Genomic DNA, 14,467 nt, shown 5'->3' with positions numbered 1-14,467 from the left:
TTAGCCCCGCTCTCTTTATGGCTTCCAGCTCCATTCCTCAATGTTATCGGTCACAGGCCAGCCATGTACATGAGGATGGATCTTTTGCTTGCCGATATCCAGCTTATCCTTAACCAGATACAAATGATCGATATTTACGAGCCATGCCCAAGGAGCATCCCCTTTGAAGCTGGAGCCGGTTTTGCCATCCCATTGCGATTTCCTCCAGTTATCCCAAGCCGCTTCTTCAGTGCGGGCCAGCATCGCTTTATTCATCCAATCATCAACGGTTGGATTGCTGTAGTAGCCTGTATTGTAATAATCGACACCCCTGAATTTAGTGCTGTAAAGATTAAACATTTCCAGCGGGTCATTACTACCAAACCCGAACATGATCGCGTTCGAATACATTAATTTTTCAATGTCATCCCAGCTTTTGCCCTCGACATTGATTTTAATTCCAATAGGCTTGATCATATCGGCTGCGGCAAGCGCAAGCGATTGCCTGGTCACATCGCCCGAAGGATATATCAATGAAAATTGTGCCTTGAGCGCCTCTTTTTCAACGATGCCGTCACCATCAGTGTCCTTCCATCCGGCTTCCGCTAATAGCTTCTTGGCCTCGGCCGCGTTGCCATCGGCGAACACGGTTTCCGGGTTCCACCACGGCAAGCCATCATTCACCGTGTAAGCGGGAGTGCCGTAGCCCTCCAAGACACCTGCAACAAGTGCTTTGCGATCCATCGCTACATTGATGGCTTTACGGATCGACAGGTCCGCCGTCACGTCGTTGCCGATTGGAGCGCCATCCTTTGTCTTGGACCCTGACTTCACATAAGGCAGCATGATGCCGCGGTTATCGACGGATTTGATCGCTTCAAGGCGCATCCCGGTAACGGTTTGCTTGCTGAATGCCGAAGGGATATAGGAAACATCGACACTGCCCGCTTTCGCTGCCGCAAACGCAGCATCCTCGTTCAGGAACAAAAAGGTCATTTTTTTGAAAAAAGGCTTCGTCCCATAATATTCGGGATTGGCCTCGACAATGACCTGCTGGCCCTTATCCCACTGCACCAGCTTAAACGGTCCGGAGCCAATCGGATGTGCGGCATAATCCTTGCCGTAAGCATGCTTGGGGACGATCCCTGTGGAAACGAGCAGGCTAATGAAAGTAGACTGCGCTTCCTTGAGCTTAAATACTACGGTAAGCTCATCCGTGGCAGTAACACTTTCCATATTGGTCAAGTCGATAGTTGTTGCATTTTTTGCCGCCGTCTCGAAAGTGAATTGCACATCCGCCGCGGTTAAAGGCAAAGCATCGGAAAATTTCGCATCCTTGCGGAGCTTTACCGTCCATGTCCCGCCGTCAGCGCTAACCTCGTAGCTGGTGGCCAAGTCGTTAACAATCAACATGTCGCTGTTTCTTTTCAGCAATGTGCTTTGGAACAAGGGAGAGCCGTAGCGCCCCCAGCCAGTCGTAGGATCGAATCCGGCTTCAGGCTCAGCACCGACGGCCAGCACAAGCTGATCGTTGGCCTCGTTGACAGCTTGGGGCAATTTGTCGGCCAAACAGCCGGATAATAGCAACAAACAGCTTGTGACTGTGACAATTAGGGCCCATCGGCCTCTCTTTGTTTTTAATTTCAAGCTCAACCACTCCGTATCCATCATTTTTATGTATTCGTGTTACGAACTCAATAAATTGTAACACAAACGATTAGCAGGAGCACTACTTTTTCTTCAGCTCGTCTAATGAAGCAAAGAAAAAACGCATCCAATGAATGGATACGTTTGTGGCCTAGCAGGGCACGTTATTTCTTTCTAGTATTCACATAAGCAGGATATACAATTTCCCCCGTATCCAGCTTGGCAATCTCGTCGTTCGTCCAGCCTTTAATTTTATTATTGCCAGTGATGCCGGTGTTTTTGATCTTATATGTGGTTTCCAAATATTTATTCAGTGCAGGCATATCCGGCTCCTGCAGCTCGCGCAGCTTTTTCTTGCCTTGGATTTGTCCGAGCAGCACACCGATGGTTTCTGCCGCAAGGCTGGTATTAGGTTGGATGCGGGCGCTGCCGTAAGCAATCGCCGATGAGCCGACATTTTTCCCGGCAACAAGCACATTATCGTAATCCTTCAGCATAAAGCTGCGCAGCGGCATTCCGTATTTATCCGGCCTGCCCATCTCGATCCCCCATTTGCTGGAGCTAATCCCTTGCAGGTCAAGGGGATACCCGCCGATGCTGACATTATCCCAGAACATACGTGCACCGAGCATATCGGAAGGCTCCAATACATAATCGGTTTCATAATGGTTGTACTCGCGAATGTACAAGTGGTTCGGGAAGCCGTTCAGCTCAGCTTGCTCCCAGCCGACAATATTTTTGCGGAAATGCGCCAGGATCAGCGGCAATTCCTTTTTACTGAGCTCCATGGCTTCAGCAACCGACTTGTCGTCCGCAGGGTCAACGGTATAGATCAGGAAGGCGTTGATCAGCACCTCGCCATCCCTTTGATTGACGGCATTCAAGCCACGCAGAAAAACGCGGTCATTGCTGGGCTTATATGCACTCGTCATACCGCTCAGCCCAATGGCAAAGCTTTCGTTAACCGAGCCACCACCGTATTTGGTTCTGCGCTCTTGGGCGGTCATGGCGTTGAAGCTGGTATTAAACTTGCTCCAATCGACATTTTTGAATTTTAGCATAAAGCCCGTGCTCATATATTCAATCTGCGTTTGTCCGTAAAATTGCTCAAGCCCTGGCAGCCGGGTCACCTTCAGCTTGCTTAGCATGGCCGCATAATCGGTATTATCTACCCAATAGCCGGCTTTAATATTTTTCTTGGCACCGTCTTTCGTTGTGTAAGTAATGGATTCAACCGCATGAAGCCCAAATTGACCCGGTATTTGTTTAATATCTGTAATTTTAATGCCCGATTCTATAGGGATGTCCTTTTTTAGCTTATCAAAATATTGCACAAACTCCGGCAGCTTGCGAATCTTGCCATTGCGGAAGCCGTCGAACAGCTCTTTGGCACGGCCTTGGACCAGTGTCCGTCCTTGCTCGTCACGCGTTTCGTCCAGAAACAGCATTTCAGCCTGCAGCACTTGGCCGCCGAAGCCTTCCCTTGGGTCCAGTACCTTGACCTTCAGTCCTTCATCCGCAGCGGCTCTTGCTAGATAAAGCCCTTCGAGCTCGCTTCCGAATACAACCACATCCACTTCCTCGGTAGGAACCGGTGGTTCAGGTGGGGGTGTGGGGGCTGTTACGGCAACCGCAGGCTGTGGTGTGGCTTTGCCATCCTGTGGTGCTTGGACAGAGCTGCCTGGCGCAGCTTGAGGTTCGCTTTCCTTCATAGAGGACATCCAAGCGAATAGGGCTCCCGCCACGACCAATACCAGTAATGCCAGTAAAACTGTCAACCTTCTAACCTTCCATCTCATGCTTATAAATCCTCCCTTAATTAATACCTTTGCGTGATCATGTATCTATAGTAACATGGCCATTCGTTTTTTAGTTTACCATTATTTTCAGCTTGCTCCTAATGACCCCCACAAAAGGATAGCGCAAGGCGAAACTTTTAGTATTCCAAAGAACACTTCGCGAAGGTGGTTCTGATTCATATCTTGCTACCAATAATATAATCCAAGTGAATTGGAAAAAGGAGACCCCAAAATGATGATGAAACATGTATTCAAGAAGGTAATGGTGACAGGTTTGGCGCTTGTTATGGTAGTTGGCGGTTCCACGGCAGCTTTTGCTGACAACAATGGCAAAGGAAATGACAAGAACAAGGATCAAGATCGCGATAAAGGCAAGCAAAAAGTCGAAGCTGTACAAAAGACACAAAATTACCAAAACATCCAAACTAAATTCAATGAACAAGACTATAAAAAGGCAGTTAAATTAACTTTTGACGATGTTAAAGGTGCCGACGTTGAATGGGCGATGCGTTACATTGCAAGCCTTGCCTCTAAGCGGGTATTTGATGGCTATGAGGATGGAACCTTCCAGCCACGCCGGACGATCACTCGGATTGAAGCCATTACGGCTGCTGTACGATTGATGGGATTGCGTGAGCAAGCTGAAGCCGCCGATGCGATGCAAGCTAACCTGAACTTTAGCGATGCGGATAAAATAAAGTCCAAATACGCATGGGCAACCGGTTATGTAACTGTAGCGCTGCAAAATGATTTGTTCGAGGAATCTGAAAGTGCCGTACAGCCAGAGAAGGAAGCCGATCGCTTGTGGGTTACGACGCTATTGGTTAAAGCATTGAAGCTGCAAAATGAAGCAAAAGCCAAAGTGACTACGAAGCTTAATTTCAAGGATGCCAATAAGATTCCTGCTGGCTCCGTTGGTTATGTAGCTGTTGCTGTCAAGAAAAGTCTCGTAGACGGCTATGAGGATAATACCTTCCGCCCGAACAATCCCGTTACACGTGCCGAAATAGCTGCATTGCTGGATCGCACAGGCAGCCAGCTGCCCGATAACACCTCCGTTCGCGGAACTGTTAACGCGTTAGTGAGCAATAACCTGCTGACCTTAACAACAGAAGGCCAAGCTTATAGCGTGGAAATTGATGCAACAGCATACATTTTCCGTAATGGTACCCGAGTGGCTGCCACAGATCTAAGAGTTGGCGATTCCGTGCTGGTGAGAACCTATGGAGGTAAAGCGATTTTTGTAGAAGTATTGACCTCCAGCAACAATCCGGTAACGGATTTCACAGTGGTGGGAACCTTAAATACCTTTACCTTAAATTCCAACGCACAAATAGCAACGATTACGATCAATCAGGTATTGAGCAGCGGATCGGTGCAAACTGCGGTGTACAACACAGCAACGAATGTATCCGTTCAAGGTGACATATCCTTGCTGACAACGAACCGCCCCATTGAATTAAGAGGTAGCAACCAGGTCGTTCATACGATCGTGATTCGATAACAGACAGAACCTTAAGACCTCAAGACCCATAGAGATAGACTACAGAGAGATATGAGAAAAAGGTTGAACTACGACGACAAGAACAGCCCTTTCATTCAGGCGTAAGCCGGATGGGAGGGCTGTTCTATGCTTCTTGATTGATTTTTATGAAAAGCTATGGACAGCCTCTCCCTACGGTGTATAATAAGTGAAATTAACAACCAGCGGGGGGATACATATGGATAACCAAACAATCAAGCTCGAAGATATCATCATGGCAAGCCATCTGTTAAAGGATGTGGTGTTTCATACACCTCTGCAAAGGAACGCGATTTTATCAGATAAATACAACTGCAATGTGTTTCTAAAGCGTGAGGATTTACAGGTAGTGCGGTCATTCAAAATCCGTGGTGCTTACAACCTGATGCGCAGTCTTCCTGCGGATAAGCTGTCCAAAGGGGTCGTATGTGCGAGTGCGGGTAACCACGCCCAAGGCATGGCTTATTCCTGCAAGGCGCTGGAGGTGCATGGTAAAATCTTTATGCCAACCACAACACCAAGGCAAAAAATTCAACAGGTCAAGCTGTTTGGTGGAGCTTTTGTTGAAGTGATCCTGGTGGGGGATACGTTTGACGATGCGTTGAAGGAAGCGGTGCTGCTCAGCGAGCGAGAAGGAATGCAATTCGTGCATCCCTTTGATGATCTTAAAGTGATTGCTGGTCAAGGAACGGTAGGGCTTGAGCTGATGAATGATATGCGCGAGCCGGTCGATTATGTATTTGCCGGAATCGGCGGCGGTGGTTTGGCGGCAGGTGTGGGTACCTATATTAAGAGCATCAGCCCTAAGACACAGGTTATCGGAGTAGAGGCTACGGGTGCGCCCTCGATGCGCAATTCAATCGATGAGGGACAGATCGTCACGTTGACGGAGATCGATAAATTCGTTGATGGCACAGCCGTCATGCGGGTAGGGGAGCTTACCTATGGCATCTGCCAGAAGGTAGTGGACGATATTATCGTCATTCCCGAAGGCAAGGTGTGTACAACGATCCTTGAGCTTTATAATGAAAATGCGATTGTTGCTGAGCCAGCGGGTGCTTTGTCAATTACCGCATTGGATTTTTATCGGGAGCAGATTGTCGGATGCAATGTGGTCTGCATCATTAGCGGCGGCAATAACGATATTGAACGGATGCAGGAGATCAAGGAACGGTCGCTGATTTTTGAGGGGCTGAAGCATTATTTCACAGTGCAATTTCCTCAACGGGCAGGAGCCTTACGCGAATTCCTCGACGAGGTTCTAGGACCCAACGACGATATTACCCGTTTTGAATATACGAAGAAAACAAGCAAGGAAAACGGTCCGGCGCTAGTGGGCATCGAGCTGAAAAACAAGGAGGACTACGGTCCTTTAATCGAGCGTATGGAAAGCAAAGGCATTAAATACGTGGAAATCAACAAAAATGCTACACTGTTTAACCTGTTGATTTGAGGCTGTGAGTGGGGCTCTTTAGGGGATTTCCTTAAAGGGCTTTTTTGCGTTGCTGCCAGCTGTCAGCCTCATCCTGCTAAACCTGACATAGCTTGTTGTTTTCATGTATAATATAGGAGAACACACAATCAAAACCAAACCATTGGCTCCCTGTGAACTTATCACATCTGGAGTAAATCATGATTGGAGAGGATGGCGCCATGCTAATTGTGTATTGGAACTGCTTGATATTCGGGATTGCCTTCGCCTTGATTTCGCTTGTGATCGGTGAAGTGATTGGACATTGGCTGGATAGTGCAGCAGCAGCGCTACATTTGAACCATTTCGACTTTATGCAGCCGATTGTTTTGGTAGGCGGGATTACGACGTTTGGCGCAGCAGGAATTATTTTTCATAAATACACAATGCTAGGCGCGACCTTAATTGTAGTGCTAGCGATATTGATCGCCATGGTGCTGTCAGCTCTAACTTACATTTTTTTTGTGAGGAACATGAACAAAGCGGAGCAATCCATTGGGCATTCGGTACATGAGCTTGTAGGCCGCGCAGCCGAAGTATCGGTAACGATTCCGACGCTTGGGTATGGAGAAATTATTATTCGTACGAGATCCGGCATTTCCAACTATCCAGCCGTCAGCTTCGAGGGCTTGTCCATTGCCCAAGGGAAACAGGTGGTGATCGTTGAGCTTCGAGGTCGCGATTTTGCCGTAAGTGAGCTCAATATTTAAATTTTTGAAAAAATCGGAAAAGGTGGGATTTCATTGCCGTCATTTACTGACTATGAATATTTAACAATTCCAATTTTATTAATTGCTGTTCTGGTTATTCTCGGATTGGCTTTTTGGTCGCGCTATAAAACGGTGAGTCCTGACAAAGCGATGATCATTACGGGCTCTTTTCTCGGCTCCAAAAATGTGATGAATGACGAAACGGACCGCCGCTTAAAAATCATTCGTGGTGGGGGCGCCTTTATTCTTCCTGTGTTTCAGCAAGCCCAATTTATTTCGCTGCTTTCCCATAAGCTGGATATTGCGACCCCTGAGGTCTATACGGAGCAAGGCGTTCCGGTGCTGGCCAACGGTGTAGCGATCATTAAGGTAGGCGGCTCTATCGAGGATGTGGCGACGGCAACCGAGCAATTTCTTGGCAAAAGCGACCTGGAGCTTCGCAGTGAAGCCCAAGAGGTACTAGAGGGGCATCTTAGAGCGATACTGGGGAGTATGACGGTTGAGGATATTTATAAAAACCGGGATGTGTTTGCACAAAAGGTTCAGGAGGTTTCCGCGATTGACCTCCGCAAGATGGGGCTGCAAATCGTTTCCTTCACGATCAAGGATTTGCGTGACAACAACGGCTATCTGGATGCCCTCGGTAAACCGCGAATTGCCGCAGTGAAGCGTGATGCGGATATTGCTGAGGCGCAAGCCTCCCGGGATGCACGGATTTCCAAAGCGAATGCAGAGGAGCAGAGCCAGAAGGCCGAGCTTGCGCGGGATACGAATATTGCGGAATCGGAAAAGGATAAGCAGCTGAAGATTGCTGCCTTTAAGAAGGAGCAGGACGTGGCCAAGGCGGAAGCCGATCAAGCTTACGGCATTCAGGAAGCCAAGTCGAAGCAAATCATTGTTGAAGAGCAGATGAAGGTTGAAATTGTCCGTAAAGAGCGTGAAATCGATCTGGAAACCAAAGAGATTTTGCGCCGCGAGAAGCAATACGATTCCGAGGTGAAAAAGAAGGCGGATGCGGACCGCTATTCGATCGAGCAGGCGGCCGAGGCTGACAAGTCGAAGCGAATGCGGGAAGCTGACGCGCGGCAATACCAGATCGAAGCGGAAGCGAGGGCGAATGCGGAGCAGGTGCGCATCTCGGGTATCGCAATCGCGGAGGCGGGCTTAGCCAAGGGTAACTCCGAGGCCTCCGTCGAGCTTGCCAAGGGTACCGCGCAGGCGGATGTTATCCGTCTGCAAGGCTTTGCCGAGGCCGAGGCCAAGGAGAAGCTGGCGGAAGCCTACGCCAAGTTCGGCGAAGCGGCGATTCTTGACATCATCGTCAAGATGCTGCCTGAATTGGCGGCTCGCATTGCCGAGCCAATGTCGCATATCGACAAGCTGACGATTGTTGATGCCGGCGGCAATGGCGGCGGCGCCACGAAGGTCAGCAAATATGTGACCGAATTGATGGCTACGGCACCCGATATGCTGAAAAGCGTTTCGGGAATCGACCTAGAGGCGCTGGTTAAAGGGTTTACCGACAAGATCACCCAGCCGTCGCAGCCAGTGACACCAGCGACAGCACATGAAGTGTACGCACAGCCTTTTGTGGCGGCTCCTGGCAAGGTAGTTAGCATGGAAGCTATCAATGAGCCGGGCGAAAAACAATAGGAAACGGTCTGTTTTTGGCTGGTTCAGCTGATTCCAAGCCTACCGCCAAAAATCTGCTGTTTTTAGAGGATTAGGTGTTATAATTTGTCGAATGTGTTATACTAAATGAAAGAACTGAATATCGTGAACCACCGGAGGAGCCTGCCAAACGCAGGCTCTTTCTGTCTTTTTTTATATGCTCTCCTTTTGAAATCATCTATTGAAATCGTCTTTTGAAAGGACCATCTTACCAAAACAAATTGGCTATAATGAAAGGGTGACGGCACGTGGAATGGCTTTTACAATTGTTAATTATTATTCTCAGCACGAAAATAGCAGGGGATATCGCTGTCCGCCTGGGGCAGCCCTCGGTGCTTGGCAAGCTCATCATAGGTGTCGTGATTGGCCCTGCGCTCTTGGGATGGATTCAGCCATCTGAGGTGGTTACAGCGTTCAGTACGATTGGGGTGCTGCTGCTGATGTTTTTTGCCGGGCTGGAAACCGACCTCAAGGAGTTAAACCATAACCGAAACGCATCGTTAGCGGTTGCAATTGGAGGCATTATGCTGCCTATGGGAGGAGGCTACCTGACGGGTGTAGCTTTAGGGATGGACAGCTCCCATGCCTTATTTCTGGGCTTGCTGATCTCGGCAACCTCAGTCAGTATTTCCGTCCAAACCTTTAAAGAGTTGGGCCAGCTTAAAAGTAAGGAAAGCACTACCGTGCTTGGCGCAGCACTAGCAGATGATATTATTGTAGTGATCTGCTTGGCAGTGATGATGAGCTTTTTGACAAGCGAAGAGATCAGCTTAAGTATGGTTATCGTGAAAAAAGTTATATTTTTTGCTTTGGTTATCTTCTTAGGCTGGAAGGTTGTCCCTTGGGTGATGCGGAGGCTGGCACCATTGCGGGTCACCGAGGCTGTGATCAGTGCGGGGATTGTGATTTGTTTATTTTTCTCTTATATGGCTGAATATCTCGGTGTTGCAGGGATTATTGGTGCTTTTGCCGCGGGAGTTGCCATCTCGCAAACTGAATTTAAGCAGGTCGTCGAGCAAAAGCTGGAGCCTATTGCTTATGCGGTTTTTGTCCCCGTTTTTTTTGTGAGCATCGGGCTTTCGGTAACCTTCGTTGGAATTGCCAACCAACTTATTTTTATCGCATGTTTAACGATCGTGTCCGTTTTGACGAAGCTATTGGGTTCGGGCCTTGGAGCCAAGCTAACAGGATTTAATTGGTATTCATCCTTTGTCATTGGAGCAGGCATGGTTTCGCGTGGAGAGGTAGCTTTAATTATTGCAGCCATCGGCTTGGAAGCAGGTTTACTGAACGCGACCTATTTTACATCTGTTGTAGTCGTCATTATTCTCACCACCTTGGTGACTCCACCTTTGTTGAAATATTTGTTAAAAGATGTAAAACCAGCCTCGTAATCCAGCAGGGGTTTGGTACATTTCCGTCAAGCAACTAGCCGCAGAATATTGGGTTGGCAAAAAAAAGGCTCCGGGAACTTGTTCCCGAAGCCTTTTTACCTATGGATAGGTGTTTATTCAACCGTTGTTGAAACCTTTTCCAGATCCTTTACACCACTGTAAATCGTTTCGAACAGCTCTTCGAGATTGTTTTCTTCGATGCAAGAGAAAGCAACCCGCAGATCCGTTTCACCTAGCGCGATCGTACCAACGCCATATTGGTTCAATAGATGGACGCGCAATGTTTCGGCATCAACAGTTTTTAGTTTTAAGCACATGAAGTAACCGGAATTGAAGGGGTAGTACTCCCAGCCCTCATTATATTTGCCTGTGTCAAGAATGGCTTTTACTTTGTTGGCACGGCCTTTCATGATCGCTGCTTTTTCCTGTTTTTGCGCTGTAAATTCAGGAGCGTTCAACGCATGAAGCACAAAGGTTTGCGAAGGGTGGGGGCCGCTTGAAATGGTAGCGCGGATAATGCCCATCGTTTTTTGCTCCAATGCAGCAAGCATTGGCTCGCTTTGCCCTGCGTAAGTAATGAAGCCCACACGGAAACCCCAGACGAATTCTTCCTTAGTGGCTCCATCGATCTTGATGGACAGCACTCTTGGATGAAGGTCAGCAAGCTGACCAGCCAAGGACTCCTGCATCGATTCTTCAAAAAACAAGCCAAAGTAGGCATCATCTGTGACAGCAACGACATTAATCCCGGCTTCTGCGGCTTCCTTAATAACAGCAACGATTTCTTTGCCTTCCTCAACACCTGGGGTGTAGCCTGTGGGGTTGTTCGGGAAATTCAACAAAACAATCGCTTTACCTTTGCCTTGCTGTGCAAGCAGGGATTCACGAAGACCCTCTGCATTAAAGCGGCGCTCGCTGTTATATAGCGGGTATAATAGAAGCTCGGCACCGCGGCGAATGCCGAAGGTCAGCTCATAGTTTTCCCAATTTTTGTCGGGAACGATGACGGTATCACCAGCATCAGCGAACAAATCGGCTACGATGCTAAGACCGTGGGTAAGGGCATTCGTTACAATTGGATTGCCTAAGCCTTTGTCGGAGAGCGAAGGGTTCTCTTCTAGCATCTTTTTGCGCCATGCGGTGCGAAGCTCGGGCTTGCCGGCAGGTGGAGCATATTCATACAAATCCTTGGGATTGTATGCGGATAACGTATCTTGAATAACCTTGAGATGCATCGGAGCGCCGTTTTCGAGTGCAGTGCCGATTGTGGCATTAAAGGTTGTTGCTTTTACTTTAGCTTCTGCGGATTGGCTAAGAATGCCTACTTTAGGAAAATAAATTTCTTTGCCAAGGTTGGATAACATCGCGTACACATTATTATTTTCATTGGCAATTGTATTATTGAGCTGCCCAGCAAGAGGGTTCATTCGTAATTCATCCTTCCATCTTCCATTTGATGTTTCAGTAAATGTTCGGTGATATTATATCACTTTCCGCGCGGTGAGTCACGATCGATTCAAATTTACCATTTACCGAATAATCGAAGGTTACCGGTTCTTTAAGAATCAACGTATATTCACCAGAGGGCACAGGCTTACCGCTTGCATCCGTTTTATCCCACAATAGATAGGGTGCTTGTAAGCCCCAGAAGATTTTATTACTGCCGCAGTATCCCTAAATTAATATTTTCCGAACCCATCCTCACACGTAATATCCAATTCAAGAATGTCGTAAAGATTGTTTTTGGAAACCTCTAATTTTTTTTGAGCGTCTTCAATTTCTGATATTTTTTCTTTAATAATGCGTGTTTGTTCATCTTTTGATATTCCATTTTTCGAGATCATGGATTTTATATCATTGATTGAAAAACCAACAGCTAAACAATTTTTAACAACATCTAGATGATGAATGATTTCTAAAGCATAATTCTGATAATTATTCTGTTCTCTCAGTATATAATCATCAGTGATAATGCCCATTTTCTCATAGTAACGGATAGTTGATATAGGAAGGTCAACAATTTTTGCTACTTCACTAATCTTCATATTAGGCACCTCGTTTTTTTCACTTGCTATAAAGTATACTTCATAGTTTACAATCCTCATAGTGATGATAAGTGACATGTAGCCCGATCTCACAAATATTAAAAAAGGAGTTAAGTAAGATGACATCTTTAAAACAAAAAAATTTCGACAACATTGAAGATGTGGAACAACAGCTCTATCATCAGTTAATCTACAACCTTGGCGGGTAGTGGTCGTTGAGAGTGAAGAAGGAAAGGGGAAAGTACGTCCTCTTGTTATGTTTAATACCCAACAAAATGATACATCTTTTGCGATGCTTTTGAACGCAGATTACATTTATAATTTGGCTGAACGCATGCCGTACAATTTAAAACCGATATATAAAGGAGAGAAATCTACATGAGCACAATCACCGGCAAATTCAACAAAACAAACGAATTCAATAAAATCGTCTTGGAGCGCCATTCCGTTAAAGTCTACGATCCTGAAGTGAAAATCAGCCGGGAGGAAATGACTGAAATTTTGGCGGAAGCTTCCCGTGCCCCTTCTGCCATTAACATGCAGCCGTGGCGTTTCCTTGTCATCGACAGTGCTGAAGGCAAAGAAAAACTTGCACCGCTGGCCTCCTTCAACCAGACGCAAGCTCTGACTTCCTCGGCTGTCATTGCGGTATTTTACGATGCAAACAACATTGAGTATATTGACGAAATTTTCGGCAAAGCAGTTGAACTTGGATACATGCCACAGGACATCATGGATATGCAATTACAAATAGCGAAACCTTATTATGCGAACATGGGCGCATCCGACCTGCGTGATATGAACCTAATTGACTCGGGCCTCGTTTCGATGCAACTGATGCTTGTTGCCCGTGCCCACGGATATGACACCAACCCGATGGCCGGTTATGAGAAGGACCAGATCGCTGAAGCTTTTGGCCTGGACAAAGAACGGTTCCAACCGGTCATGTTGATCTCGATAGGAAAAGCAGTCAAAGAGGGCTAACCTTCCTACCGCCTGCCGGTTGAAACGATTACAGCTTGGGCATAATCAACAATTACTCTCAAAGTCGATGAAAAGACGAAGCCGCTGCGCAAGCTCATAATACCAGCGCACATTTTCAAGCTTTCGTGCAACAGGGGGTTGCTTTCATGGCAGCAGCAATGAACGTGGAAGTAGGTTCTGGAGCGAAAATAAACTATTCTCCTAAAGCAAAAATAGATCGGTTTCGGGTCACGTTCAAGTGATCCAAAACCGATCTTTTTTTTGATCGAATGGATGAGCATAAAAGTGTCAAAGAGCAGAAAGATGGAGCGAGAAGATGTCTGCCTACTCTTAAAAACGGATGTTCCCGAGATTTTATTCTCCGCAGCTACACCAAGGTACTTTTTAAGCTCTAAATATGTTGAGAAACGTTCAATATCACCAATAGCGCCGATAAGTGTACAGGCCATAGATTCAAAAATGATTCCTAGTTAGATTCCGTGTTTCTAAGAAGCATTTTGTCATATTAGTGACTGGTTATCAACGTCATTTGATAAATAACCTTCAAGTCTAACTTTAACCTTTTCCCATTCTTGAGCAATGATACTGTAAAAAATTGAGTCACGAACGAATCCATCAGGCATGATACGATGTTTTCGTAAAACTCCTTCTTTTACTGCTCCCAATCTTTCGATAGCCTTTTGGGAACGAATATTTCGAGAATCTGTTACTATTTCAACACGTAATGTTGATAGAGTTTCAAAGCAATGATGCAGTAATAGATACTTACATTCAGTATTTATTCTTGTTCTCCAAACCTCGGGAGTGAGCCAAGTTGAACCAATTTGCAGGCTTTTGTTAGGTTTCGAAATATTTAAAAATCGCGTACTACCAACTATACGATTCGTCCACTGGTCAACAATTACAAAAGGCAACTCTTGTCCTTTTTCCCTTGCAACAATCGCCCCTTGTACAAGATTCTGCATCTCATTTAATGTAGTACCCCTTCTGGCTATATAAGTCCATATTTCAGGGTATTTTCCTGCTTCAAATAAGTCATGAGTATGTTCGATTTCTAATGGTATTAGTTTCACACGTTTGCCTATTAGTTCTATTGGAACGATTTCCATTGTTTTCACTCTCCGTTTGATAAAATACTCATTTAGGTAGTGCTTAAACAGGGGACTTATCATAACCTAAGCACTAAGAAAATACTTTATTTTCTTCTGACAATTGAGTTTGAAAAAAGAACCTTCAAACCCACGT

Annotated in this window: 12 protein-coding genes and 2 pseudogenes; 7 read left to right on the top strand and 7 right to left on the bottom strand. The window is 46.3% G+C overall.

All coding sequences use genetic code 11. The features are described from left to right. Positions 1-15: 15 nt before the first annotated feature. Positions 16-1,647 carry an ABC transporter substrate-binding protein gene (locus G9U52_RS10500; RefSeq protein WP_166149518.1) on the bottom strand — a complete coding sequence of 544 codons (1,632 nt, stop codon included), beginning with the start codon at positions 1,645-1,647 and terminating at the stop codon, positions 16-18. 143 nt (positions 1,648-1,790) lie between these two features. Further along, positions 1,791-3,425, bottom strand: coding sequence for an FAD-dependent oxidoreductase (locus G9U52_RS10495; RefSeq protein ID WP_166149085.1), 1,635 nt, complete (start codon positions 3,423-3,425; stop codon positions 1,791-1,793). A 232-nt stretch (positions 3,426-3,657) separates the two neighbouring features. On the opposite strand from G9U52_RS10495, the gene G9U52_RS10490 reads away from it, so the two are divergent. The 5 genes from G9U52_RS10490 (at position 3,658) to G9U52_RS10470 (ending at position 10,193) form a co-directional block, all read left to right on the top strand. Next, on the top strand, positions 3,658-4,929 hold the full coding sequence (locus G9U52_RS10490; RefSeq protein WP_243767250.1) for an S-layer homology domain-containing protein: 1,272 nt from the start codon (positions 3,658-3,660) through the stop codon (positions 4,927-4,929). 217 nt (positions 4,930-5,146) lie between these two features. Further along, positions 5,147-6,400, top strand: coding sequence for a threonine ammonia-lyase IlvA (gene ilvA, locus G9U52_RS10485; protein WP_166149083.1), 1,254 nt, complete (start codon positions 5,147-5,149; stop codon positions 6,398-6,400). A 179-nt stretch (positions 6,401-6,579) separates the two neighbouring features. After that, positions 6,580-7,128: an NfeD family membrane protein gene (locus G9U52_RS10480; RefSeq protein WP_243767249.1), complete on the top strand. Its 549-nt coding sequence runs from the start codon at positions 6,580-6,582 to the stop codon at positions 7,126-7,128. 33 nt (positions 7,129-7,161) lie between these two features. Beyond that, positions 7,162-8,781: a flotillin lipid rafts scaffold protein FloT gene (floT, locus tag G9U52_RS10475; protein ID WP_166149081.1), complete on the top strand. Its 1,620-nt coding sequence runs from the start codon at positions 7,162-7,164 to the stop codon at positions 8,779-8,781. Between the two features lie 266 nt (positions 8,782-9,047). After that, positions 9,048-10,193 (top strand): cation:proton antiporter, encoded by a 1,146-nt coding sequence (locus G9U52_RS10470; protein WP_166149079.1) that lies wholly within the window; start codon positions 9,048-9,050, stop codon positions 10,191-10,193. A 113-nt stretch (positions 10,194-10,306) separates the two neighbouring features. Here G9U52_RS10470 and G9U52_RS10465 read toward each other — a convergent pair whose 3' ends face one another. The 3 genes from G9U52_RS10465 to G9U52_RS10460 are packed head-to-tail and all read right to left on the bottom strand — an operon-like array spanning position 10,307 to position 12,238. Beyond that, complete coding sequence (locus G9U52_RS10465) at positions 10,307-11,620, bottom strand: aminotransferase class I/II-fold pyridoxal phosphate-dependent enzyme (protein ID WP_166149077.1); 1,314 nt, start codon at positions 11,618-11,620, stop codon at positions 10,307-10,309. 34 nt (positions 11,621-11,654) lie between these two features. Further along, positions 11,655-11,816 carry a hypothetical protein gene (locus G9U52_RS39225; protein ID WP_207952885.1) on the bottom strand — a complete coding sequence of 54 codons (162 nt, stop codon included), beginning with the start codon at positions 11,814-11,816 and terminating at the stop codon, positions 11,655-11,657. Between the two features lie 56 nt (positions 11,817-11,872). Then, positions 11,873-12,238, bottom strand: a complete 366-nt coding sequence (locus G9U52_RS10460; protein ID WP_166149075.1) for a helix-turn-helix domain-containing protein — start codon at positions 12,236-12,238, stop codon at positions 11,873-11,875. 166 nt (positions 12,239-12,404) lie between these two features. Here G9U52_RS10460 and G9U52_RS42060 point away from each other — a divergent pair. Then, positions 12,405-12,590, top strand: a pseudogene (locus G9U52_RS42060) (nitroreductase family protein); the annotation flags it as partial. A gap of 26 nt (positions 12,591-12,616) precedes the next feature. Further along, a complete protein-coding gene (locus G9U52_RS10450) occupies positions 12,617-13,222 on the top strand; it encodes a nitroreductase family protein (protein ID WP_166149071.1) in 606 nt (201 codons plus the stop codon). 311 nt (positions 13,223-13,533) lie between these two features. Here the strand turns inward: G9U52_RS10450 and G9U52_RS42055 are convergent. Together G9U52_RS42055 and G9U52_RS10440 are read right to left on the bottom strand one after the other, a co-directional pair. Further along, positions 13,534-13,677 (bottom strand): annotated as a pseudogene (locus G9U52_RS42055) (transposase); the annotation flags it as partial. A 45-nt stretch (positions 13,678-13,722) separates the two neighbouring features. Continuing rightward, positions 13,723-14,331, bottom strand: a complete 609-nt coding sequence (locus G9U52_RS10440) for a GNAT family N-acetyltransferase (RefSeq protein ID WP_166149069.1) — start codon at positions 14,329-14,331, stop codon at positions 13,723-13,725. Positions 14,332-14,467 lie beyond the last annotated feature (136 nt).

Origin of the sequence: Paenibacillus agricola, assembly GCF_011440305.1 — a bacterium.
GTDB lineage: Bacteria > Bacillota > Bacilli > Paenibacillales > NBRC-103111 > Paenibacillus_S > Paenibacillus_S agricola.
Note: the sequence above shows the minus strand (reverse complement) of the source record. Positions and strands in the feature narration are given on the sequence as shown.